This window comes from Pseudomonas palmensis (assembly GCF_017848315.1).
In the GTDB taxonomy this organism is placed as follows: domain Bacteria; phylum Pseudomonadota; class Gammaproteobacteria; order Pseudomonadales; family Pseudomonadaceae; genus Aquipseudomonas; species Aquipseudomonas palmensis.
On the sequence record NZ_JAFKEC010000001.1, the window covers coordinates 68,337 to 91,046 of the forward strand.

Here is a 22,710-nt window from a genome sequence, read left to right on the forward strand (position 1 = left end):
CGTTCTTTACTGCCTACAGCGAATCAGGCAAACGGATGGCGCAGCACGATGGTCTCGTTACGGTCCGGGCCGGTGGAGACGATGTCGATCGGCGCACCGATCAGCTCTTCCACACGCTTGATGTAGGCACGGGCGTTGGCCGGCAGTTCTTCCAGGGTCTTGGCGCCCACGGTCGACTCGCTCCAGCCCGGCACTTCTTCGTACACAGGCTGCAGGCCCACGTAGCTGTCGGCGTCGGTAGGTGCAACGTCCTTGCCCTCTGCGTCCTTGTAGCCGACGCAGATGTTGATGGTTTCCAGGCCGTCGAGCACGTCCAGCTTGGTCAGGCAGATGCCCGAGATGCTGTTCACGTCGATGGCGCGACGCAGGATGACGGCGTCGAACCAGCCGCAACGACGGGCACGGCCGGTGGTTGCGCCAAATTCGTGGCCCTGCTTGGCCAGGTGCGCACCAACGTCGTCAAACAGCTCGGTCGGGAACGGGCCCGAACCCACGCGGGTGGTGTAGGCCTTGGTGATGCCCAGGATGTAGTCCAGGAACATCGGACCAACGCCCGAACCGGTCGCAACGCCACCGGCGGTGGTGTTGGAGCTGGTCACGTAGGGGTAGGTACCGTGGTCGATGTCCAGCAGCGAACCCTGGGCACCTTCGAACATGATGTCCTTGCCGGCGCGACGCAGGTCGTGCAGCTCGGCAGTCACGTCCAGCATCAGCGGCTTGAGCAGTTCGGCGTATTCCTTGCACTCGGCCAGGGTCTTTTCGAACTCGATGGCCGGCTCTTTGTAGTAACCCACCAGCATGAAGTTGTGGTAGTCCACCAGCTCGCGCAGCTTGTCTTCGAAGCGTGGCATGTTGAGCAGGTCGCCCACACGCAGGCCACGACGCGCAACCTTGTCTTCGTAGGCCGGGCCGATGCCGCGACCGGTGGTGCCGATCTTCAGCTCGCCACGGGCCTTTTCGCGGGCCTGGTCCAGGGCCACGTGGAAGGACAGGATCAGCGGGCAGGACGGGCTGATGCGCAGGCGCTCGCGCACCGGTACGCCCTTCTCTTCCAGCTTGGTGATCTCGCGCAGCAGGGCGTCGGGAGCAACCACCACACCGTTGCCGATCAGGCACTGCACGCCTTCGCGCAGCACGCCCGAAGGGATCAGGTGCAGCACGGTCTTCTCACCGTCGATCACCAGGGTGTGGCCGGCGTTGTGGCCACCCTGGTAGCGCACTACGGCGGCAGCATGTTCGGTCAGCAGATCGACGATCTTGCCTTTGCCCTCATCACCCCACTGGGTGCCCAGGACTACGACATTCTTACCCATAACACTTGTCCTCATTCGCGCAAACTTGGCGCCGGCTCGTGCCGGCGTGGAATCTCAAATGGCCAGCGGCAGAACCTGCCAAAGCCCGTTTTGCTGAATCAATTGCCGATCGCAATCCGCCTCGACGGCGGCGGTCAGCGGCTGCCCAGGCAAGGCCTGAACCACCCGCTGGCCCTCACTGCGCAATTGGCAGACCAACTGCCAAAGTGCTGCATCGCTGCTGTCGGGCATCCAGATCCCGCCAGACGGCAACACCACCTCGGCTCGCCCCAGTGTGACCAGGGTCTTCAAATCCGTGGAGAAACCGGTAGCCGGGCGTGCCCGGCCAAAGTCCGCTCCGATGTCGTCATAGCGACCGCCCTGGGCGATCGACTGGCCGACGCCTGGCACGAAGGCGGCAAACACCACACCGGTGTGGTAGTGGTAGCCGCGCAACTCGCCCAGGTCGAAATACAGCGGCAGCTCGGGGTAACGCGTGGCGAGGCGCTCGGCGATCGCCATCAGGTCATCCAGCGCCGCCAGCACTGCGGCCGGGGCACGGCCCAGGCGCACACGTGCCTGCTCGAGCACTTCGCGCCCACCGCACAGCTCGGTCAGCGAACGCAGCATGCCGGCCAGGTCAGCCGGCAGCGTGGCGGTCAGCTCGATCACTTCGTCGATGGCCTTGCGCTGCAGGGCGTCGAACAACTGCTGCTCGACCGCGCCCGACAGGCCGGCCGCACGGGCCAGGCCGCGGTAGATACCGACATGCCCGAGGTCCATGTGCACATCCGGCACGTCGGCCAGTTGCAGCATGGCCAGCATCAGGCTGATGACCTCGACGTCGCTGACCGGGCTGGCATCGCCGTACAGCTCGGCGCCCAGCTGAATCGGGCTGCGCGAGGTCGACAGGGCACGTGGCAAGGCGTGCAGCACGCTGCCGGCATAGCACAGGCGGCTCGGCCCTTCACGGCGCAGGGTGTGCGCGTCGATGCGCGCCACCTGTGGCGTGATGTCGGCCCGAAAGCCCATCTGCCGCCCGGATTGCGGGTCGATGACCTTGAAGGTGCGCAGATCCAGGTCCTGGCCGGCACCGGTGAGCAGCGATTCCAGGTACTCGATATGCGGGGTCACGACAAACTCGTAACCCCAGCTCTGGAACAGGTCCAACACCTGACGACGCGCGATCTCGATGCGCGCCGCCTCAGGTGGCAGTACTTCTTCGATGCCATCTGGCAGCAGCCAGCGGTCTACCGTTGCCATTACGCCATTTCCCCTATGGTCCGGGCGGCCTGCCCGCGGGCGAGCCTTGAGTGAAGCAGCTATCGGCACACAATGACGGGCAGCGCTGATTCCAGCGAAACCGCAGTACCGATACCCTCGTAAAACCTGAAGTGCGCCACAAGCCCGGGCCCGATAAAGGCCAATCGATCTTGCAGACGCAAAAAAGCCGGGAATTTCCCGGCTGCCGCATCATACACCCGTTTTCTCGCGGGAGGCACCCCGCCCGACGTTTTAGCCGCCGGGCGGGGTGTGCATGCTTACGGTTTGGTCTTGCCCATGAAGCGGAAGAACTCGCTGCTCGGGTCCAGCACCAGCACGTCGCTCTTGTCGGCGAAGCTCTCGCGGTAGGCCTTCAGGCTGCGATAGAACGCGTAGAACTCCTGGTCCTGGCCATAGGCCTTGGCGTAGATGGCTGCTGCCTGGGCATCACCATCACCACGGGTTTCTTCCGACTCGCGATAGGCTTCAGCCAGCAACACGCGGCGTTGACGATCGGCGTCAGCACGGATGCCTTCGGCCAGCTCGTTACCCTTGGCGCGGTGCTCGCGAGCTTCACGCTCACGCTCGGTGCTCATGCGTTCGAACACGCTGCGGTTCACTTCCTTGGGCAGGTCGATGGCCTTGACGCGAACGTCGACCACTTCGATGCCCAGCTCCTTGCTGGCCATGCGGTTCAGCGAAGCGGTGATGTCAGCCATCAGCGCGTCACGTTCACCGGATACCACCTCATGCAGGGTGCGCTTGCCGAACTGGTCGCGCAGGCCGCTTTCCAGACGGCGCGACAGACGTTCGTCGGCGATCTGCTTGAGGCCCGAAGTCGCGGTGTAGAAACGCTCGGCGTCCTGCACGCGCCACTTGGCGTAGGCATCGACCATCACCGCTTTCTTCTCCAGGGTCAGGAACCGCTGGGTCGGTGCGTCAAGGGTCATCAGCCGCGCGTCGAACTTGCGCACCTGGTTGACGTAGGGAACCTTCACATGCAGGCCAGGCTGCACATCGGCCTGTACCACACGGCCGAATTGCAGCAGCACGGCGCGTTCGGTCTGGGCCACGATGTAGAAGCTGTTCCAGGCGACGATCGCCAGCACCACGGCGACGATCACGGCGATCAGGGATTTATTGCTCATCAGCGGCTCTCCCTGGAGCGCGTCTCGCGCTGTTGCTGTTGCAGGTCTGCGGCGGCACGGTTGGCGGCGTCATTGGCCGACGGCGTGACGCTGGTGACCGGGGTGCTGCCACTGCGGCGGCTGTCGATCATCTTGTCCAGCGGCAGGTAGAGCAGGTTGCTCTGACCGTCCTTGCCGGATACCAGGACCTTGCTGGTGTTGCTATACACTTCCTGCATGGTGTCCAGGTACAGACGCTGACGGGTCACCTCTGGAGCCTTGCGGTACTCGGCCACCAGCTTGGTGAAGCGGTCGGCCTCACCCTTGGCACGCGAGACCACTTCATCGCGGTAGCCGTTGGCATCCTCGATGATGCGCTGTGCCTGACCACGGGCTTCCGGCACCACGCCGTTGGCGTAGGACTCGGCCTGGTTGCGCGCACGCTGCTCGTCTTCACGGGCACGGATCACGTCGTCGAAGGCTTCCTGCACTTCACGCGGGGCTGCCGCGCTCTGCACGTTGACCTGGGTCACGGTGATGCCGGTGCGATAGGTGTCGAGGAAGCGTTGCAGACGCTCCTTGATTTCCACGGCCATCTGCTCACGACCTTCGGTCAGCACCTTGTCCATCGAGGTGGAACCCACCACGTGGCGCAGGGCACTGTCGGTCGCGTGCTGCAGGCTGACTTCAGGCTGATCGACGTTCAGCACGAAATCCTGCAGGTTGGTGATCTTGTACTGCACGGTCAGCGGCACTTCGACGATGTTCTCGTCTTCGGTCAGCATCTGGCCCTGCTTGGTATAAGCACGCTCGCGGGTGACGTTCTCCATGTACTTGCGATCGATCGGCGGGAAGTAGATGTTCAGGCCCGGCCCTACGGTTTCGTAGTATTTGCCGAAGCGCAGCACCACGGCCTGCTCCTGTTCGTCCACCACGTACACGGCGCTGTACAGCCATATGGCCGCCAGTACGGCCAGGCCGATACCCAGCAGACCGAAACCGGCACCCTTGCCGGAGCCGCTGTCGCCGCCCCGTTTCTTGCCACTGCCGAACATGCCGTTCAGGCTATCCTGCAGCTTGCGGAAGGCCTCGTCGAGATCCGGTGGTCCCTTCTTGTCGCCGCCACCACGGCGCCCACCCCAAGGATCCTGATTGTTCGAGTTGCCACCCGGCTCATTCCAAGCCATAGCGCTCTCCATCTGATAAAGCAAAGACGCGCCCACGGCGCGCCGTCCAATGCTACAGAATGCCTGTCACGGCTGCCCGACCGCGAGGTCGGGCTTGTATTGCAAAGTGTGTTGCTCGATGAACTCCAGCGGTTTCATCCCCTCGCGGCTTACCAGGCGATTGAACTCGACCCGGGACAAGCGTACCGCCAGCAGGGTGTTGCCGTCTTCGTCATGGTCTTCGCTCTGCACCGCCCCCAGATCGAAGAACAGCGCGCGCAACCGCGCGAAACGCTGTTCCAGGCGCAGGGTACCGATGAACAGGTCATCCCCCAGCAGTTCTGCAATCGCCTGCCCCACCAGCTCCAGGCCACGACCGTCACGGGCCGACACCCATACCCGCTGCGGCTTGCCGTCGGCATCGCGCTGGATCTGCGGCTCGACCCCTTCGAGCAGGTCGAGTTTGTTATACACCTCGAGGATCGGCAAGCCTTCGGCACCGATCTCGCCGAGCACCGCCATGACCTGCTCGATCTGCTCCATGCGCTCCGGCTCATGGGCGTCGATCACGTGCAGCAGCAGGTCGGAGTTGCTCGACTCTTCGAGCGTAGCCCGAAATGCCTCGACCAGCTTGTGCGGCAGGTGACGGATGAAGCCCACGGTGTCGGCCAGCACCACCGGCCCGACGTCATCCAGCTCGAGCCGACGCAGGGTCGGGTCGAGAGTGGCGAACAGCTGGTCGGCCGCATACACCTCGGACTGGGTCAGCGCATTGAACAGGGTGGACTTGCCGGCGTTGGTGTACCCCACCAGCGACACCGAGGGGATATCCGCGCGCTTGCGCCCGCGCCGTGCCTGCTCGCGCTGGCTGCGCACCTTCTCCAGGCGGCCCTTGATCTGGCGCAGGCGTATGCGCAGCAGGCGCCGGTCGGTTTCGAGCTGGGTTTCACCCGGCCCGCGCAGACCAATACCGCCCTTCTGCCGCTCGAGGTGAGTCCAACCGCGCACCAGGCGCGTGCTCATGTGCTCGAGCTGGGCCAGTTCGACCTGCAGCTTGCCTTCGTGGGTACGTGCCCGCTGGGCGAAGATGTCGAGAATCAGACCCGTGCGGTCAAGCACGCGACACTCGAAGATACGTTCGAGGTTACGTTCCTGACTGGGCGTGAGGGTGTGATTGAAAATGACCAAATCGGCCTGTTCGGCTTTGACCAGGTCGCGAAATTCCTCGACCTTGCCGCTGCCAATCAGGAACTTGGCGGTAGGCTGGTGTCGCGCCACATTGGCGAACGCGACAATATCGGCACCGGCCGACAGGGCCAGCTCGCGGAACTCCTGCGGGTCTTCGCGCGCCTCAGGGCTCTGACCTTCCAAGTGAACGAGGATTGCCCGTTCACCACCACCGTGGCGCTCAAAGAACAAAGCAGACTCCTATCAGGCGTTACCTGGCTCAGCGTCGCCCTGTTCGGCGTCGGCTGCGCTTGGCAGACGAATCGGACGAACCGGCACCACTGTCGAGATCGCGTGCTTGTAGACCATCTGGCTGACGGTGTTCTTCAGCAGAATCACGAACTGGTCGAACGACTCGATCGTGCCCTGCAGCTTGATGCCGTTGACCAGATAGATCGAGACGCCGACCTTCTCTTTTCTCAAAGTATTCAAGTAAGGGTCTTGTAGCGAATGCCCTTTTGACATATGCCGCACTCCTGTAAGGATCAATAGTAAAAAATCAAAGAAATATGATGGCTCAGGCCGCCCCACCCCCAAGAGTAGACGGCAATTGCAGGGACTCAGCCCAATATGGAGACCGATCCCAGGTATTTCAAGGTGCGTGGCAGATTGTCGCAAGCCAGGCTGTCCAACCAGTGCAGATCGGCCCAACTGCGCAACCAGGTAAACTGCCGCTTCGCCAATTGGCGAGTGGCAATGATGCCGCGCTCCTGCATTTCAGCTGCACTCAACTTGCCATCAAGGTGATCCCAGACCTGGCGATAACCGACTGCCCGTATAGACGGCAGCCCTGCATGCAAGTCACTTCTGGCACGCAGTGATCGGACCTCGTCGACGAAGCCCTGTTCCAGCATTTGCCCAAATCGTAGCGCAATTCGCTCGTGCAGCACCTTTCGATCCTGCGGGGCGATTGCCAGGCTGGCGACAGTATAGGGCAATTGTTCCTGGCCCGAAGCGCCTGCGACGCTACTTTGCGCCGATTGACGCTCGCGATGTGACGTCATCGTCATGCCGCTGACCCGGTACACCTCCAGCGCCCGTACCAACCGCTGCGGATCGTTGGGGTGAATGCGCGCCGCCGATTCGGGGTCGACCGCCGCCAGCTGGGCGTGCAAGGCCTGCCAGCCCAGCTGTGCAGCCTCGGCTTCAAGCTCGGCACGCACCTGCGCATCGGCCGCAGGCATATCGGCCAGGCCTTCGAGCAGCGCCTTGAAATACAGCATGGTGCCGCCCACCAGCAGCGGGATATTGCCGCGCGCGGTGATCTCGGCCATGGCCTGCAGCGCATCGCGGCGAAAATCGGCTGCCGAATAGCTCTGGGCCGGGTCGAGGATGTCGATCAGCCGGTGCGGGTGCTCGGCCAGCAACGCCTTGGACGGCTTGGCGGTGCCGATGTCCATGCCGCGGTAGACCAGCGCCGAATCGACGCTGATCAGCTCGCACGGCAGCACCTTGGTCAGCTCGATGGCAAGGTCGGTCTTGCCGGCGGCGGTGGGGCCCATCAGGAAGATGGCCGGGGGATTGCGAACTGCCATATCAGCGACCGCGCAGGAACAGTTTGTCCAGATCGTCCAGGCCCATCTGGGTCCAGGTCGGTCGGCCATGGTTGCATTGACCGCTGCGCTCGGTGTTTTCCATGTCGCGCAGCAGGCCGTTCATTTCCGGCAGGGCCAGGCGCCGGTTGGCGCGAATCGCGCCATGACAGGCCATGGTGCCGAGCAGCTCGTTCAGGTGTGCCTGGATACGGTCACTGGTGCCGTATTCCATCAGGTCGGCCAGCACGTCCTGCACCAGGCGATTGGCCTCGGCCTGCTTGAGCAACGCAGGGATCTGCCGAATAGCCAGGCTTTCCGGGCCCAGGCGCTGCAGTTCGAAGCCCAGGCGCTGGAACCACGCCGCGTGTTCTTCTGCGCAATCGGCTTCGCGCTGGCTCAGGGCCAGGGACTCGGGCACCAGCAGCGGCTGGCCGCTCAGGCCCTCGCTAGCCATGGCCACCTTGAGCCGCTCGTACATGATCCGCTCGTGGGCCGCATGCATGTCCACCAGCACCAGGCCCTGGGCGTTCTCGGCAAGAATATAGATGCCCTTGAGCTGCGCCAGCGCATAGCCCAGCGGAGGAACATCGCCCTGGCCCTGGGGCAGGTTGGCCGGCTCGCTGCCGGGCAGCGGGGCGAAGAATTCGCGATACACCCCCTGGGCCTCGGCCGCGGGCAATGCCTGGGCCGGACGCGGGGTGTACTGGTACTGGTAGCCGGCGCCCGAGCCACTGCCCGCGGCGCTGCCTGCCGTGTTCAGCATCGGCTGCGCCGGGGGCTGTTCGAGCAGGTTGGCGGCCAGGCGCATCTCGCCCTGGGGGCCGAACTCGCCGGCCTGCAGGCCACTGGGGCGCTCCACCTCGGGGGCAGCGGCTGCACCCGGCTGGTGATCCTGCGGGCGCACATCGGCCAGCGCCCGGTGCAGGGTGCCGTACAGGAAGTCGTGCACCATGCGCCCGTCACGAAAGCGCACCTCGTGCTTGGTGGGGTGCACGTTCACGTCCACGCCGGTGGGGTCGACCTCCAGAAACAGCACGAAGGTCGGGTGCCGACCATTGAACAGCACGTCGCGGTAGGCCTGACGCACCGCGTGGGCGACCAGCTTGTCGCGCACGGCACGGCCGTTGACGAAGAAGTATTGCAGGTCGGCCTGGCTGCGCGAGAAGGTCGGCAGGCCGACCCAGCCCCACAGATGCAGGCCGTTGCGCTCCACCTCGATCGGCAGCGCCTGCTCCAGAAAGCCCGGGCCGCAGATCGAGGCCACGCGCCGTGCGCGGGCCGTGTCGTCATGGGCTTCATGCAGGCTGAGGACGCTCTTGCCGTTGTGGCGCAAATGGAAGGCCACGTCGAAGCGCGCCAGCGCCAGGCGCCGGATGACTTCCTGCAGATGGTCGAATTCGGTTTTTTCGGTCTTGAGGAACTTGCGCCGGGCCGGGGTATTGAAGAACAGGTCGCGGACCTCGACCGAGGTACCCACCGGATGCGCTGCCGGCTGCACCCGCGGGGACATGTCGCGGCCTTCGGTTTCAACCTGCCAGGCCTGGTCGGCGTCGCGGGTGCGCGAGGTCAGGGTCAGGCGCGCGACCGAGCTGATCGACGCCAGTGCCTCGCCGCGAAAGCCCAGGCTCATTACCCGCTCGAGGTCTTCCAGGTCGCGGATCTTGCTGGTGGCGTGCCGCGCCAGGGACAACGGCAGGTCGTCGGCAGCGATACCGCTGCCATCATCGCGCACCCGCAGCAGCTTGACCCCGCCCTGCTCCACCTCGACGTCGATGCGCCGGGCACCGGAGTCGAGGCTGTTTTCCAGCAGCTCCTTGATCACCGAGGCCGGGCGTTCGACCACCTCGCCTGCGGCGATCTGGTTGGCAAGCCGCGGGCTGAGCAGCTCGATGCGAGCGCCGCTGCTCATGGCTGGCCAGCCAGCGTGGTGGCCGGTACGTCGAGGTTCTGGCCAACCTTCAGCTCATCGGTTTTCAGACCGTTGGTGCTGCGCAGGCTGGCCACGCTGACCTGGTAGCGCACGGCGATCATGGCCAGGGTCTCGCCCGGACGCACGGTGTGCTCGCGCGGGCCCTGGGCGATCTTGCCGCTGTCACGCAGGAAGGCGATGTAGGTGCCCGGCGGCGGGTTTTGTTGGAAGAACTGGCGCACGCCACTGTGGATCGAGCGTGCCAGGGCCTGCTGATGGCTGGCAGTGGCCAACTTGGAGGCTTCGTTGGCGTTGGAGATGAACCCGGTTTCCACCAGGATCGACGGGATGTCCGGCGACTTGAGCACCATGAACCCGGCCTGTTCCACGCGGCGCTTGTGCAGCGGGGTGACCCGGCCGATATTGCCCAGCACCTTCTGCCCCACGTTGAGGCTGGAGCTGAGCGAGGCGGTCATCGACAGGTCGAGCAGCACGCCCGCAAGCATGCGGTCCTTGTCGTCGAGGCTGACGTTGCCGGCACCACCGATCAGGTCGGAGCGGTTTTCGCTGTCGGCCAGCCAGCGCGCCGTCTCGGACGTGGCGCCACGGTCGGACAGGGCGAACACCGAGGCACCGAAGGCCGCCTTGGACGGCGCGGCGTCGGCGTGGATCGAGATGAACAGGTCGGCGCCCTTCTTGCGCGCAATCTCGGTACGCTTGCGCAGCGGGATGAAGTAGTCGCCGGTACGCGTCAGCTCGGCGCGAAAGCCCTTCTCGCTGTTGATCTGGCGCTGCAGTTCCTTGGCGATGGCCAGCACGATGTCTTTCTCATGCTGGCCGCGCGAGCCGGACGCACCCGGGTCTTCGCCGCCGTGACCGGCGTCGATGGCGATCACGATGTCACGCTTGCCGCTGGGCACCGGGGTCAGCTTGATCGCCGGCTGCGTCGGGGTCACCGGCACGGCCGGCGTGGTGGCCACCGACGGGGTCGGGGTGGGTGGCGTGGCGTCGGATTCCTGATCGAACAGGTCGACCACCAGACGGTTGCCGTACTGGGCGTTGGGCGCCAGGGTGAAGCTCTTGGGCGTCACCGACTTTTTCAAGTCGATGACCACGCGAAGGTCGGTAGGGGTGCGCTGCGCCGAGCGCACGCTGGTGATCGGGGTATTGGAGGTGGACACGTTCAAAGGCGCACCCAGGGTTGCGCCATTGATGTCGATCACCAAGCGATCCGGGGCCGTCAGGGTGAACACACTGTGCTGCACCGGGCCGGACAGGTCGAACACCAGGCGTGTGTTGTCCGGCGCACGCCATAAACGGACACTCTTGACTTGCGTGATCGCGAAGGCATCGACGGTTACTGCCGCCAGCAGCAGTCCTACAACGCCAAACAGTGCGCGAAAGCGCATACCTATCCCCATTTTCTAATTGATATCCAAGGCCAGAGCGGCACACCAGGCTTCACCGCGAGAGCCCTGCGGCAACAGGTTCAGCGAACGCCCGTCCGCCTGGGGGCTTATGGTAATGGTCAGGTCGGGCTTTGGCAAAATGCCCGCCCCCTTCTGGGGCCACTCGAACAGGCACAGGGCGTCGTCTTCGAAGTAGTCGCGAATGCCCATGAACTCCAGCTCCTCCGGATCGACCAGGCGATACAGGTCGAAATGGAAGGCACGAATGTCGCCAATCTCGTAGGGCTCAACCACGGTGAAGGTAGGACTTTTCACCGCGCCGATGTGTCCCAGACCACGGATGATGCCCCGTGACAGGGTGGTCTTGCCGGCCCCCAGGTCACCCTCGAGGAAAATCACGCCGTGACCCTTGGTCACCTGGGCGATACGGGCACCGAACTCACACATGGCCGCTTCGTCGGCCATAAACAGGGTTACACCTGACACGCTGAATGCTCCTCCAGAACTTGACGAATGACCGGTATCAGGTCGCTGGCCGCCAGCCCGCGACCTTGTACGCCCAGGCGCTCGCCGGCACAGGCGTGCAGCCACACCCCCAGGCAGGCGGCGTCCCAGGCCGGCATGCCCTGGGCCAGCAGCGCACCCAGCACGCCGCTGAGCACATCGCCCAGGCCGGCACCGGCCATGGCCGGGTGACCGCGCTGGCACAGTGCCAATTGCCCGGCCGGGTCGGCCACCAGCGTGCCGGCGCCTTTAAGCACACACACCGCCGCGTACTTGCGCGCCAGCTTGAGCGCCGCCCAGGAGCGATCGGCCTGCACCGCTTCGGTGGAAATCCCCAGCAGGCGCGCCGCCTCCCCCGGATGCGGGGTAATGATGCTACCCGCCGCCAGCGGCAAGGGTGCTTGCGCCAGCAGGTTCAGCGCATCGGCATCCCACACCTGGGCGTGCCTGGCCGGCACCACCGCCGAGAGCAGGCTGCGCCCCCAGGCGGCCTGCCCCAGTCCGGGTCCGACCACCAGTACGGTGGCGCGTTCAATCGGCGCCATCAACTGGTTGGCCGAATGCACGCCCAGGCTCATCACCTCGGGCAGGCGGGCCAGCGCGGCGGGCAGTTGCTCGCTGCGGGTGGCCAGTGACACCAGGCCGGCGCCGCAGCGCAGCGCCGCCTCGGCACTGAGCAGCACCGCACCGCCCGTGCCACGGTCGCCACCGACCACCAGCACATGGCCGAAGTCGCCCTTGTGCGCGGCATTCGAGCGCGGCGCGAGGCTCGCCAGGGTGACGCTGGTGAGCACCAATGGCTGATTTGCAGGGTGTTTGGTCTGAGGCATGCGTCGTTCGGCTCCGATGTCTGGCAGAATTATACGCACCTGAGTCATCGTTGCCCTATTTCGCATGTCTGCTTCCCCCCTCGATCTACCCGCCCTCGCCCAATCGATCAAGGATTGGGGCCGTGAACTGGGCTTTGCGCACGTCGGCATTGCCGGTGTGGAGCTGGGCGAACACGAAAAACACCTGGAACGCTGGCTGGCCGAGGGCTATCACGGCGAGATGGAGTACATGGGCGCCCATGGCAGCAAACGCTCGCACCCCGACGAGCTGGTGCCGGGCACCTTGCGCGTGGTGTCGCTGCGCATGGACTACCTGCCGGGCGACACGCAGATGGCGCAGATGCTCGCCCAGCCCGAAAAGGCCTACATCTCGCGCTATGCACTGGGCCGCGACTACCACAAGCTGGTCCGCAAGCGCGTACAACACCTGGCCGAGCGCATCCAGAAAGACATCGGGCCGTTCGGCTTCCGCGCCTTCGTCGACAGCGCGCCGGTGCTGGAAAAGGCCATCGCCGAACAGGCCGGGCTGGGCTGGATCGGCAAGAACACCTTGTTGCTCAACCGCAAGGCGGGCAGCTACTTCTTCCTCAGCGAACTGTTCGTCGACCTGCCGCTACCGGTGGACGAGGCGCAGGCCACCGAGCATTGCGGGCGGTGCAGTGCATGCCTGGACATCTGCCCCACCCAGGCCTTCGTGGGGCCGTATGTGCTGGATGCGCGGCGCTGCATTTCGTACCTGACCATCGAACTGAAGAGCGCGATCCCCGAAGAGCTGCGGCCGCTGATCGGCAACCGGGTGTTCGGCTGTGACGATTGCCAGATCGTGTGCCCGTGGAACCGCTTTGCCCGGCCCACCGGCGAAGCGGATTTCAAGCCGCGCCACGGGCTGGACAATGCCGGGCTGGCGGAGCTGTTCATGTGGGATGAAGAGACGTTTCTGGCCAGCACCGAAGGCTCGCCGCTGCGCCGGGCGGGGTATGAGCGCTGGTTGCGCAACCTGGCGGTGGGGCTGGGCAATGCGCCCTCGACCATCCCGGTGCTGGAGGCGCTCCAGGCGCGGCGGGAGTATCCGTCGGAGCTGGTGAGGGAGCATGTGGAGTGGGCGCTGCGTCAGCATCAGGCACGCCTCTAGGCAGGCGGTGCGGCCTTCGCCGGCAAGGCCGGCTCCTACACAGGCCGGTACCGTCTGTAGGAGCCAGCCTTGCTGGCGAACAGGCCCTCAATGCTCGTCGTTGTACTGGAACTTCGGCATTTCCCAGCGAAACCGTATCGCCAGCAGCCTGAGCAGCAACCCGCCAAACAGCGTCAGCAGAATCGCCTGCTCCCCCGGCACCTTGAAGTACACGCACCCCAGGTAGAACCACGCCGCCAGAAACGACACGCTGGCATACAGCTCACGCCGGAAGATCAGCGGAATGTCGTTGCAGAAGATATCCCGCAGGATGCCGCCAAACACGCCGGTGATCACCCCGCTGATCGATGCCACCAGCATGCCCTGGCCCATTTCCAGCGCGGTCATGCAGCCAATCAGGGTGAACGCCACCAGCCCCAGCGCATCGAGCACCAGAAACAGCGAACGCAGGTGGCGCATCAGCGGCGCGATGAAAATGGTGATCAAGGCCGCCACGCTGGTCAGCACCAGGTACTCCGGGTGCTTCACCCAGGTCAGCGGGTAGTGGCCAAGCAGCACGTCGCGCACCGAGCCTCCGCCCAGGGCCGTGACGCAGGCGATCAGCACCACGCCGAACCAGTCCATGCCGCGCCGCCCGGCCGACAGCGCCCCGGTCATGGCTTCGGCGGTAATGGCGATCAAATAGAGCATCAACAGCATGATGGCGCAGGTCCGTGCAAAGAGGCGCGCAGTCTACCCAGTTGCCCCAGGCACCAAAAGGGGGCGCGCCAACGATTGTTGGCGCAGTGCGGGTCAGAACTTGATGAAGTGCTCGCGGTAGTGGCGCAGCTCGGCGATGGATTCGCGAATATCGTCCAGCGCCAGGTGCGTGCCACCCTTCTTGAAGCTGTCGCGCACCTCGGGAGCCCAGCGTGCGGCCAGCTCCTTGAGGGTGGACACGTCCAGGTTGCGGTAGTGGAAGAAATTTTCCAGCTCGCGCATGTGGCGGTACAGGAAGCGACGGTCCTGGCAGATGCTGTTGCCGCAGATCGGCGACTTGCCCTTGGGCACCCACTGCTCCAGGAAGCGGATCGTCTCGGCCTCGGCCTCGGCCATGCTCACCTTGCTCTCGCGCACGCGCTGGGTCAGGCCGGAGTTGCCGTGGGTACGGGTGTTCCACTCGTCCATGCGCGCCAGCACCTCGTCACTGTGGTGGATGGCGATCACCGGGCCTTCGGCCAGGGTGTTCAGGTCACTGTCGGTGACGATGGTGGCCATCTCGATGATGACGTCGCTGTCCGGATCCAGGCCGGTCATTTCCAGATCGATCCAGATCAGGTTCTGTGGGTTCTGCATGATTCTGCTCCTCGGTAGGCGCGCAGTTTAGCCTAGTGGAGCGTGCTAGACTCGACGCCGTTGCACCCTCACATGCTTTGCTTGACGAAACGAGACCTACATGGCCAAACGCCAGCTCAATCGCCGCCAGAACTGGCGCATCGAAAAAATCCAGGGTGAGCGCGCCGCCCGCGCTGCCAAACGCGAACAGCACACGCTGGACACCCTCGAAGGCGGCGACCTGGGGCCTGAACAACTGGGCCTGGTGATTGCACACTTCGGCGTGCAGGTAGAAGTCGAAGCACAGGACGGCGACGTGGCCGGCCAGGTGTTCCGTTGCCACCTGCGCGCCAACCTGCCGGCGCTGGTCACTGGTGACAAGGTGGTATGGCGCGCCGGCAACCAGGGTATCGGCGTGATCGTGGCGCAGATGCCGCGCAGCACCGAGCTGTGCCGCCCCGACAGCCGTGGCCAGCTCAAGCCGGTGGCGGCCAACGTCGACCTGATCGTGATCGTGTTCGCCCCGGCCCCCGAGCCGCATGCCAACCTGATCGACCGTTACCTGGTGGCCGCCGAGCATGCCGGTATCCGCCCGCTGCTGCTGCTGAACAAGGCCGACCTGATCGACGAGCAGAACGCCCCGGCGCTGAATGCGCTGCTGGCGGTGTACCGTCAGCTGGGCTACCCGCTGCTGGAAGTGTCGGCGCACCATGGCGACGGCATGCAGCAGTTGCAGACCTTGCTCGATGGGCACATCAGCGTGTTCGTCGGCCAGTCCGGGGTGGGCAAGTCGTCGCTGGTCAACAGCCTGCTGCCCGATGTCGACACCCGCGTGGGCGAGCTGTCGGAGTGGTCGGGCCAGGGCCAGCACACCACCACCACCGCGCGGCTGTATCACTTCCCGGGTGGCGGTGAGCTGATCGACTCGCCGGGCATTCGCGAGTTCGGCCTGGGGCACGTGAGCCGGGCGGACGTGGAGGCCGGCTTCATCGAGTTCAACGACCTGATCGGCACCTGCCGCTTCCGCGACTGCAAGCACGACCGCGAGCCGGGCTGTGCGCTGCTCAAGGCGCTGGAAGACGGGCGCGTGCAGCAGCAGCGCATGAACAGCTATCGCTCGATCATTGCCAGCCTGCCGCAGGACAGCTACTGACGGTCATGGCGCAGGCGTTTGTTCGATGAACATCGCGTGCGCCACATCCTCGACCAGGGCCTTGGACATGCCGCTCAGGTAATGTGCCGCCCAGACAAGCGTGCCATCCGGCTCGATGCCGGCTTGCAAGGTGAGCTTGTAGGCGCAACTGAGCAGCAGGGCCGATTGTTCCAGGGCGAAGTCGGCGTTGTGGCCGGCTTGCACGCGAAACAGGCGCTCGGCGCTCGGGCCCCCCTCGCCTTCGCCGAAAGTGCCGACGCCTAGTGTCTTGAAGACTGAGCTGTTTTCCATCTGTTATCTCCCGACGACTTTCTTAATTGGCTCTACGGGCGTCTTCGCCGGCAAGGCCGGCTCCTACAGGTACTGCGAGCCTTTGTAGGAGCCGGCCTTGCCGGCGAACGAGCGCGCAGCGCTCGCGATCAGTGCACGAGAGGATGTCTTCGAGGGGCAGATTGGCGTATTGGGGTGGATCGGGGACGATTTTCAACATGGGACCTCCGGTGGTGGAGTCGCCCACATCTGCTGTCAAACAAATGGGTGGCAACTGTACGCGGGTTGACAGACCGATCACCGGGACTCGGCGCACACGAATGTGCCCCACGCACAGTCGCCATAAAGGCTGCGCATGCCCACGATAAATACGGCCTGTCAAAACCGGTCGTTGAACACCAACGACGCGACGCAGACTAGAGCGCTACCGTGACCACCGCAATGGCGGGAAAGCGGCAAAAGTATGATTGGGAAGGGGCCTACAGGGAATAGGGAAATTCCGAAGATTCGCCTTACGCGGACACCTGTAGGAGCCGGCCTTGCCGGCGAAGGCGTCAGTTGTCGCAACACATTTGTAGGCCTTTTCACCCAGGCATGTAGTCCACCTCCTGATTCAATCCCACGCCTTGCACCACGCGTCGTAATCATCAAAGGTATCCCGCACCAGATTTGCGCCCACCAGGGACCTCCGGATGCCAGTCTCACTCCTCTACTGCCGCAACGACCTGGCCGCCGCCATGGCCATCGGCGAGCACCTGCGCCTCGAGGGCCTCGCCACCTGCCTGGAGGCCATCGACCCCCAGGCCGACGATGCCTGCACCCTCACCACCCTCATCAGCCGCAGCCTGCACGGCTGCACCCACCTGATCGTACTGGTGTCGGGCAACACCTGCGGCGCCTGGTGGGTGCCCTTCGCCCTGGGCGCCGCAGCGCTGGCCGACCGACGGGTCGCCACGTTCCAGCTGGGCGAGCCGGCCAGCCCCACCTACCTGGGCGAACTGCCGACCATGGCGCAAGCCGCCGACCTGGACCTGTTCGTCAGCGCGTACCGCCTGGAACACACCCTTGGCCGTGCCCTCAACCTGCCCACGCAGGCCGCACCTGGCGACAATCGCTGCAATGCCCAGCACTTCCAGGCCGAGCTCAAGGCCAGCATCGGTCGCGGCTACTGAAATGCCGAACCCCACACAGCACAACGCCCGCACGGATCACTCCATGCGGGCGTTGTCGGCTGCCGGCTCACTGCGGCTTGTTGGGCTCGTCCATCTTCAACACGCCATCCTCGAAGATGTTCAGCTTCTCGCGCAGTTCACGCGGCTGCATCGGCTCGGGCTCGGGCGTCGGTGCCGCAGCGCCCGGCGCAGGTGCCGCGCCCGGCTGGGCTGCGTCCGGCGGCGTCGGCGAGGTCTGTTCGCCCTCGATGGTGCGCTGGGCCTTCTTGGTCAGCACGATGATGTCGATACGACGGTTCACCGGGTTGAGCGGGTTCTCGCGGTCGAACAGCGACGACGATGCATACCCCACCACCCGCGCCACCTGGGCATCCGGATAGCCACCGGCCACCAGCGCCCGACGCGCCGCGTTGGCACGGTTGGCCGACAGCTCCCAGTTGCCGTAATCACCGGTGCCGGCGTAGGGCTTGGCATCGGTGTGGCCGCTGATGCTGATCTTGTTCGGCACCGCCTTGATGGTGTCGGCCATGGCCAGCAGGATGTCCTCGAAGTACGGCTGCAGGCGCGCACTGCCCAGGTCGAACATCGGCCGGTTCTCGGCGTCCATGATCTGGATGCGCAGGCCGTCCTGGGTGATCTCGAACAGGATCTGGTCCTTGAACTTCTGCAGTTGCGGGTTTTCTTCGACCTTGTTCTGCAGCTCCTGCAGCACCAGGTTCAAGCGGTCTTTCTCGACCTGCTCGGCCATGCTCTCGACCGCGTCCTTGTCCAGCTGGATGCTGGTGTCAGGCGTCGGCTCGGACTGCACTTCAGGGTTGATGGTCTTTTCCGGGGCCAGCTCCGGCGAGCCGCCCAGGTCGATGATGTACGGGGTGCCACTCTCGGAGAACCCGATAGGGTCCTTGAAGTAGCCGGCAATCGCGATCTTCTGCTCGGGCGTGGCGGTGGACAGCAGCCACAGCACAAGGAAGAACGCCATCATCGCCGTGGCGAAGTCGGCGAACGCGATTTTCCAGGCGCCGCCGTGATGGCCGCCGCCGAAGCGCTTTACGCGCTTGATGATGATCGGCTGATTGTTTTCCATGGATCAGCGACCGCGAACTGCTTGTTCCAGCTCGGCAAAGCTTGGACGGTGCTTGGGGAACAGCACCTTGCGACCGAACTCCACCGCCAGCGATGGCGGCATGCCGGAGGCCGACGCCACCAGTGCGGCCTTGATCGCCTCGTACACGTTGACCTCTTCCTTGGCGTCGTGGGCCAGGGAGGTGGCCAGCGGGCCGAAGAAGCCGTAGGCCGCCAGAATACCGAAGAAGGTACCCACCAACGCCGCACCCACGTGCAGGCCGATGGACTTCTGGTCGCCTTCGCCCAGCGAGGCCATGGTCACCACGATACCCAGTACCGCCGCCACGATACCGAAGCCGGGCATGCCGTCGGCGATGCCGGTCACGGCATGGGACGGGTGGTCGAGCTCTTCCTTCATGCTCAGCAGTTCCATGTCGAACAGGCCTTCGAGCTCGTGCGGGGCCATGTTGCCGGTGGACATGATGCGCAGGTAGTCGCAGATGTACGCGGTCATGCGCTCATCCTTGAGTACCGCCGGGTACTTGGCGAAGATCGGGCTAGCCGCGGCGTCTTCGATATCGCCCTCGATCGCCATCATGCCTTCGCGCCGGCTCTTGTTGAGGATCTCGTAGATCAGGCCCAGCACTTCTATATAGAAGGTGTGCGAGAAGCGCGAGCCGAACATGCTCAGCGACTTCTTGATCACATGCATGGTCATGTAGCCGGGGTTGGCCTGCAGGAACGCACCAAAGGCGGCACCGCCGATGATCAGCACCTCGAAAGGCTGAATCAGGGCCGCGATCTTGCCGTGAGAAAGAACGTATCCGCCAAGCACGCTCGCGAATACGACAATGATGCCGATAATTTTAGCCATAGATTGGAAGCACTTACTGTCGTGGTCAGGGTCGGGGGCGGAAGTTCGTAAAACTCTTCTTCTACTTATCGGCAGTTCTGCGCCAGACTATAGCCAGTCAAGGCGAAAAGCCAGTTCGGCCACCTCCCAGCATGCCTAGTGAACTCACGTGCCAACTCAAATTCCAAAGACCCTAGACGCCTGGATCAAACTGCTCGACAGCGTGCAACTGCCGGTGCCGCTGGACAGTCACGAGCGGGTAAAAGCCGCCATCGGCGACAGCCGCCGCTCGCTGCGTGACATCGCCGATCTGATGCAGGACAGCCCCGCGCTGGTGCTCAGCGTGATGCGCGAAGCCAACCGGCATACCCACGCCAGCATGGCCGAGCCGGCCGAAAGCCTGGAAATCGCCCTCAACCGGCTTGGCCTCAAGCGCGCCGAAGAACTGCTGCTGCGCCTGCCCACCGCGCCGCCGGCGCAGATCCCCAAGGCCCTGCGCCACCTGCAGATGATCAGCCTGCATGCCAGCCAGCAGGCCAGCGGCCTGTTCGCCAGCCAACTGGCACGGCTGTGGCAGGAGATCCACTGGGGCAGCCTGCTGTTCCTCTCGCCGTTGTGGACCCTGGCCCTGGCGCACCCCAAGCTGATCGAGGAATGGGAAGTGCGCGTGGTGCACCGCGGCGAGCCGGCCCTGCGCGTGGAGCGCGAACTGTTCGGTGTACCCCTGCTGGCGCTGTGCCGCGCCCTGGCCGACTACTGGCGCCTGCCCAACTGGGTCACCCAGGGCTACCACGTGCTCAGCGAAGAACGCCGCCTGCTGGTCAAGGTCATGCACATCGCCCGCCTGCACGACAACCCGCTGCGCCAGCAACAGCTGCTGGACGCCGACCCGGCCCTGCGCCGCTGGCTCAACCAGCCGGCCAACACCGTACTGCTGGCCAACGGCCTGGCCCTGGCGGCGCAGCACGCCTGGGACTGCCCGCACAGCCAGCGCTGGCAACGCCTGACCAGCCTGTACCTGCAGGTGCCGCTGAGCGACGTGCAGCAACAGGTGCACCAGCAGGCCGCCAACAGTGCGCGCCTGCACGCCGACGACGACCTCTACCACCCCGCCGAATCGCTGATCTGGCCGACCGGCTCGCACTACGTGCACCGCCGCCTGCGGCCTGCCGACGTGCCCTCGACCGAATCGCTGGGGGCCTGGCGCAAGTACTGCGCCGACCTGCTGGTAGAGCCCAGTGCATTCACCAACGCCATGCACCTGACCACCTACGCCCGCGATGCCCTGGTGGCCTGCGGCATGCAGCGGGTGATGATGCTGATGGCCGACAAGGGCATGACCCACCTGCGCGTGCACCAGATCGCCGGGCTGCCCGCCGAGGCCGGCGGCCTGGTGGTGCCGCTCGCCCAGAGCAAGCTGCTGCAACGCCTGCTGACCCAGTCGGCACAACTGCGCCTGACCCCGGACAACTATGCCCAGTTCGGTGCCCTGCTGCCCGGCACCCTGCGCGTGCTGTTCCGTGGCCAGCACCTGCTACTGCGCTCGCTGTCGAGCAACGGCAAGGTGGTGATGGTGGTGCTGGCCGACCAGGGCGGCGGCCCGTTCTCGGAGATCAGCGTGCAGGCGTTCGGCAAGACCGCCCAGTGCATCGAGCGCGCCCTCACCGCCTTCAGCAACCGCAGCACCTGACCCATGCGCTACAATCGCCCACTCTGTTCCGATCTGGAGACTCTGGATGACTGACTTTTCCGGCTTGCCCTTGGTGATTGAACCCGCCGACCTGCAAGCCCGCCTGGATGCGCCGGGGCTGATCCTGGTCGACCTGACCAGCACGAAACGCTATGGCAGCGGGCACATTCCCGGTGCGCGCTTCGTCGACCCCAAGCGCACCCAGCTGGGCCAGCCACCGGCGCCCGGGCTGCTGCCGAGCCAAGGCGACCTGGAAAAGCTGTTCGGCGAGCTGGGGCACAACCCGGACGCCGTGTATGTGGTGTATGACGACGAAGGCGGCGGCTGGGCCGGGCGCTTCATCTGGTTGCTGGATGTGATCGGCCATACCCGCTACCACTACCTCGACGGTGGCGCGCTGGGCTGGACCGGCGAGCTCTCGACCGATGTGCCCGCGCCCGCTGCCGGCAGCGTCAGCCTGACCCTGCACGAAGCCCCCACCGCCACCCGCGAATACCTGCAAAGCCGCCTGGGCGCTGCCGACCTGGCGGTCTGGGATGCGCGCAGCCCGCAGGAATACCGGGGTGAGAAAGTGCTGGCCGCCAAGGGCGGACACGTCCCGGGCGCGGTCAACTTCGAGTGGACGGCCGGCATGGACCAGAACGATCACCTGCGCATCCGCAAGGACATGCCCCAGATCCTCGAGCAGCTGGGCATCACCCGCGACAAGGAAGTGATCACCCACTGCCAGACCCACCACCGCTCCGGCTTCACCTATCTTGTGGCCAAACACCTGGGCTACCCACGGGTCAAGGCCTATGCCGGCTCATGGGGCGAATGGGGCAACCACCCCGACACGCCTGTAGAAGTTTAAGGAAATTCAATGAAATCCCGCTTGTTCATCATCAGCCAGTACCTGCTGCCCCACCACCTGCTGTCGCGCCTGGCCGGCTGCGTGGCCGAATGCCGCGTTAAATGGTTCAAGAATGCCTTCACCGCCTGGTTCGCCAAGCGCTACCAGGTCGACATGTCCCAGGCCCAGGTCGAAGACCTGACCGCCTACGAGCACTTCAACGCATTCTTCACCCGCGCGCTCAAGCCGGATGCCCGCCCGCTGGACCAGACCCCGGGGGCGATCCTGTGCCCGGCCGACGGCGCTGTCAGCCAGCTGGGCCCGATCGAGCATGGCCGCATCTTCCAGGCCAAGGGCCACAGCTTCAGCGCCCTTGAGCTGCTGGGCGGCGACCCGGCCAATGCCGCGCCGTTCATGGGTGGCGAATTCGCCACCATCTACCTGTCGCCCAAGGACTACCACCGCGTGCACATGCCGCTGGCCGGTACCCTGCGCGAGATGATCTACGTGCCGGGCCGGCTGTTCTCGGTCAACCAGACCACCGCCGAAAACGTGCCGGAACTGTTTGCGCGCAACGAGCGCGTGGTGTGCCTGTTCGATACCGAGCGCGGGCCGATGGCCGTGGTGCTGGTGGGCGCGATGATCGTGGCGTCGGTCGAGACGGTATGGGCCGGGCTGGTCACGCCGCCCAAGCGCGAGCTGAAGACCTTCCGCTACGACGAGGCAGCGCGTGCACCGATCCACCTGGAAAAAGGCGCCGAGCTGGGCCGCTTCAAGCTGGGTTCGACGGCTGTGGTGCTGTTCGGGCCAGAGCAGGTGAAGTGGGCCGAATCGCTGGGTGCGGGGTCGGTGGTGAACATGGGCGAATGCCTGGGGTTGCCGGCGCAGCACGCCTGACCCAACAAAAAGCCCGCAGCGATGCGGGCTTTTTTGTGCCTGGCTGTCGGGCCTCATCGCGGGTCAAGCC

At 64.9% G+C, this 22,710-nt stretch carries 22 protein-coding genes; 6 read left to right on the plus strand and 16 right to left on the minus strand.

The window, feature by feature from the left end; translation table 11 throughout:
* Positions 1-23 precede the first annotated feature (23 nt).
* The 11 genes from JZZ72_RS00330 to JZZ72_RS00380 all read right to left on the minus strand — a co-directional run bounded on the left by JZZ72_RS00330 (position 24) and on the right by JZZ72_RS00380 (position 12,262).
* Complete coding sequence (locus JZZ72_RS00330; protein WP_058541589.1) at positions 24-1,313, minus strand: adenylosuccinate synthase; 1,290 nt, start codon at positions 1,311-1,313, stop codon at positions 24-26.
* 54 nt (positions 1,314-1,367) lie between these two features.
* Positions 1,368-2,555, minus strand: coding sequence for an ATP phosphoribosyltransferase regulatory subunit (locus JZZ72_RS00335; protein WP_043863531.1), 1,188 nt, complete (start codon positions 2,553-2,555; stop codon positions 1,368-1,370).
* A gap of 278 nt (positions 2,556-2,833) precedes the next feature.
* Complete coding sequence (gene hflC, locus JZZ72_RS00340; RefSeq protein WP_043863532.1) at positions 2,834-3,703, minus strand: protease modulator HflC; 870 nt, start codon at positions 3,701-3,703, stop codon at positions 2,834-2,836.
* Positions 3,703-4,869, minus strand: coding sequence for an FtsH protease activity modulator HflK (hflK, locus tag JZZ72_RS00345; protein WP_043863533.1), 1,167 nt, complete (start codon positions 4,867-4,869; stop codon positions 3,703-3,705). Before hflK ends, hflC begins: the two co-directional genes overlap by 1 nt.
* Before the next feature lie 66 nt (positions 4,870-4,935).
* Complete coding sequence (gene hflX / locus JZZ72_RS00350) at positions 4,936-6,267, minus strand: ribosome rescue GTPase HflX (RefSeq protein ID WP_058541590.1); 1,332 nt, start codon at positions 6,265-6,267, stop codon at positions 4,936-4,938.
* 12 nt (positions 6,268-6,279) lie between these two features.
* Complete coding sequence (gene hfq / locus JZZ72_RS00355) at positions 6,280-6,540, minus strand: RNA chaperone Hfq (protein WP_043863535.1); 261 nt, start codon at positions 6,538-6,540, stop codon at positions 6,280-6,282.
* A gap of 95 nt (positions 6,541-6,635) precedes the next feature.
* Positions 6,636-7,610 (minus strand): tRNA (adenosine(37)-N6)-dimethylallyltransferase MiaA, encoded by a 975-nt coding sequence (gene miaA / locus JZZ72_RS00360; RefSeq protein WP_043863536.1) that lies wholly within the window; start codon positions 7,608-7,610, stop codon positions 6,636-6,638.
* 1 nt (position 7,611) lies between these two features.
* Entirely contained in the window at positions 7,612-9,519 is a 1,908-nt protein-coding gene (gene mutL / locus JZZ72_RS00365) for a DNA mismatch repair endonuclease MutL (RefSeq protein WP_210013881.1), read from the minus strand.
* The gene (locus JZZ72_RS00370) at positions 9,516-10,940 is read right to left on the minus strand and encodes an N-acetylmuramoyl-L-alanine amidase (RefSeq protein ID WP_196932996.1); all 1,425 of its coding nucleotides are present in this window, start codon (positions 10,938-10,940) and stop codon (positions 9,516-9,518) included. Before JZZ72_RS00370 ends, mutL begins: the two co-directional genes overlap by 4 nt.
* Before the next feature lie 3 nt (positions 10,941-10,943).
* The gene (gene tsaE, locus JZZ72_RS00375; protein ID WP_043863539.1) at positions 10,944-11,414 is read right to left on the minus strand and encodes a tRNA (adenosine(37)-N6)-threonylcarbamoyltransferase complex ATPase subunit type 1 TsaE; all 471 of its coding nucleotides are present in this window, start codon (positions 11,412-11,414) and stop codon (positions 10,944-10,946) included.
* The gene (locus JZZ72_RS00380) at positions 11,402-12,262 is read right to left on the minus strand and encodes an NAD(P)H-hydrate dehydratase (protein WP_058541594.1); all 861 of its coding nucleotides are present in this window, start codon (positions 12,260-12,262) and stop codon (positions 11,402-11,404) included. The genes tsaE and JZZ72_RS00380 overlap by 13 nt, the downstream gene beginning before the upstream one ends.
* Positions 12,263-12,326: 64 nt before the next feature.
* Between JZZ72_RS00380 and queG the strand changes: the two genes are divergently transcribed.
* Positions 12,327-13,394 carry a tRNA epoxyqueuosine(34) reductase QueG gene (queG, locus tag JZZ72_RS00385; RefSeq protein WP_043863541.1) on the plus strand — a complete coding sequence of 356 codons (1,068 nt, stop codon included), beginning with the start codon at positions 12,327-12,329 and terminating at the stop codon, positions 13,392-13,394.
* Positions 13,395-13,481: 87 nt separating this feature from the next.
* Here the strand turns inward: queG and JZZ72_RS00390 are convergent, their stop codons facing one another.
* Complete coding sequence (locus JZZ72_RS00390; RefSeq protein WP_173925102.1) at positions 13,482-14,096, minus strand: trimeric intracellular cation channel family protein; 615 nt, start codon at positions 14,094-14,096, stop codon at positions 13,482-13,484.
* Between the two features lie 90 nt (positions 14,097-14,186).
* Entirely contained in the window at positions 14,187-14,729 is a 543-nt protein-coding gene (gene orn / locus JZZ72_RS00395; protein WP_043863543.1) for an oligoribonuclease, read from the minus strand.
* A gap of 100 nt (positions 14,730-14,829) precedes the next feature.
* Here orn and rsgA point away from each other — a divergent pair, with 100 nt between their 5' ends.
* Positions 14,830-15,861, plus strand: coding sequence for a small ribosomal subunit biogenesis GTPase RsgA (gene rsgA / locus JZZ72_RS00400; RefSeq protein WP_043863544.1), 1,032 nt, complete (start codon positions 14,830-14,832; stop codon positions 15,859-15,861).
* Between the two features lie 3 nt (positions 15,862-15,864).
* On the opposite strand, the gene JZZ72_RS00405 is transcribed toward rsgA, so the two are convergent.
* Complete coding sequence (locus JZZ72_RS00405; RefSeq protein ID WP_058541598.1) at positions 15,865-16,152, minus strand: DUF3077 domain-containing protein; 288 nt, start codon at positions 16,150-16,152, stop codon at positions 15,865-15,867.
* A 671-nt stretch (positions 16,153-16,823) separates the two neighbouring features.
* Here JZZ72_RS00405 and JZZ72_RS00410 point away from each other — a divergent pair.
* On the plus strand, positions 16,824-17,303 hold the full coding sequence (locus JZZ72_RS00410) for a TIR domain-containing protein (protein ID WP_078479874.1): 480 nt from the start codon (positions 16,824-16,826) through the stop codon (positions 17,301-17,303).
* Between the two features lie 67 nt (positions 17,304-17,370).
* Here the strand turns inward: JZZ72_RS00410 and motB are convergent, their stop codons facing one another.
* Entirely contained in the window at positions 17,371-18,387 is a 1,017-nt protein-coding gene (motB, locus tag JZZ72_RS00415; RefSeq protein WP_043863547.1) for a flagellar motor protein MotB, read from the minus strand.
* Between the two features lie 3 nt (positions 18,388-18,390).
* The gene (motA, locus tag JZZ72_RS00420; protein WP_043863548.1) at positions 18,391-19,242 is read right to left on the minus strand and encodes a flagellar motor stator protein MotA; all 852 of its coding nucleotides are present in this window, start codon (positions 19,240-19,242) and stop codon (positions 18,391-18,393) included.
* Between the two features lie 148 nt (positions 19,243-19,390).
* Here motA and JZZ72_RS00425 point away from each other — a divergent pair, with 148 nt between their 5' ends.
* The 3 genes from JZZ72_RS00425 to asd are packed head-to-tail and all read left to right on the plus strand — an operon-like array spanning position 19,391 to position 22,640.
* Entirely contained in the window at positions 19,391-20,911 is a 1,521-nt protein-coding gene (locus JZZ72_RS00425; protein ID WP_054916178.1) for an HDOD domain-containing protein, read from the plus strand.
* A 46-nt stretch (positions 20,912-20,957) separates the two neighbouring features.
* A complete protein-coding gene (locus JZZ72_RS00430; protein WP_043863550.1) occupies positions 20,958-21,764 on the plus strand; it encodes a rhodanese-like domain-containing protein in 807 nt (268 codons plus the stop codon).
* Positions 21,765-21,773: 9 nt separating this feature from the next.
* Positions 21,774-22,640, plus strand: coding sequence for an archaetidylserine decarboxylase (gene asd / locus JZZ72_RS00435; protein WP_043863551.1), 867 nt, complete (start codon positions 21,774-21,776; stop codon positions 22,638-22,640).
* Positions 22,641-22,710: the final 70 nt, after the last annotated feature.

Bases quoted from the DNA above. Each gene is read 5' to 3' on its own strand.
- JZZ72_RS00330 (WP_058541589.1), bottom strand. From the start codon at position 1,313: ATGGGTAAGAATGTCGTAGTCCTGGGCACCCAGTGGGGTGATGAGGGC.
- JZZ72_RS00335 (WP_043863531.1), bottom strand. From the start codon at position 2,555: ATGGCAACGGTAGACCGCTGGCTGCTGCCAGATGGCATCGAAGAAGTA.
- hflC (WP_043863532.1), bottom strand. From the start codon at position 3,703: ATGAGCAATAAATCCCTGATCGCCGTGATCGTCGCCGTGGTGCTGGCG.
- hflK (WP_043863533.1), bottom strand. From the start codon at position 4,869: ATGGCTTGGAATGAGCCGGGTGGCAACTCGAACAATCAGGATCCTTGG.
- hfq (WP_043863535.1), bottom strand. From the start codon at position 6,540: ATGTCAAAAGGGCATTCGCTACAAGACCCTTACTTGAATACTTTGAGA.
- miaA (WP_043863536.1), bottom strand. From the start codon at position 7,610: ATGGCAGTTCGCAATCCCCCGGCCATCTTCCTGATGGGCCCCACCGCC.
- mutL (WP_210013881.1), bottom strand. From the start codon at position 9,519: ATGAGCAGCGGCGCTCGCATCGAGCTGCTCAGCCCGCGGCTTGCCAAC.
- JZZ72_RS00370 (WP_196932996.1), bottom strand. From the start codon at position 10,940: ATGGGGATAGGTATGCGCTTTCGCGCACTGTTTGGCGTTGTAGGACTG.
- JZZ72_RS00380 (WP_058541594.1), bottom strand. From the start codon at position 12,262: ATGCCTCAGACCAAACACCCTGCAAATCAGCCATTGGTGCTCACCAGC.
- queG (WP_043863541.1), top strand. From the start codon at position 12,327: ATGTCTGCTTCCCCCCTCGATCTACCCGCCCTCGCCCAATCGATCAAG.
- orn (WP_043863543.1), bottom strand. From the start codon at position 14,729: ATGCAGAACCCACAGAACCTGATCTGGATCGATCTGGAAATGACCGGC.
- rsgA (WP_043863544.1), top strand. From the start codon at position 14,830: ATGGCCAAACGCCAGCTCAATCGCCGCCAGAACTGGCGCATCGAAAAA.
- JZZ72_RS00405 (WP_058541598.1), bottom strand. From the start codon at position 16,152: ATGGAAAACAGCTCAGTCTTCAAGACACTAGGCGTCGGCACTTTCGGC.
- JZZ72_RS00410 (WP_078479874.1), top strand. From the start codon at position 16,824: ATGCCAGTCTCACTCCTCTACTGCCGCAACGACCTGGCCGCCGCCATG.
- motB (WP_043863547.1), bottom strand. From the start codon at position 18,387: ATGGAAAACAATCAGCCGATCATCATCAAGCGCGTAAAGCGCTTCGGC.
- motA (WP_043863548.1), bottom strand. From the start codon at position 19,242: ATGGCTAAAATTATCGGCATCATTGTCGTATTCGCGAGCGTGCTTGGC.
- JZZ72_RS00430 (WP_043863550.1), top strand. From the start codon at position 20,958: ATGACTGACTTTTCCGGCTTGCCCTTGGTGATTGAACCCGCCGACCTG.
- asd (WP_043863551.1), top strand. From the start codon at position 21,774: ATGAAATCCCGCTTGTTCATCATCAGCCAGTACCTGCTGCCCCACCAC.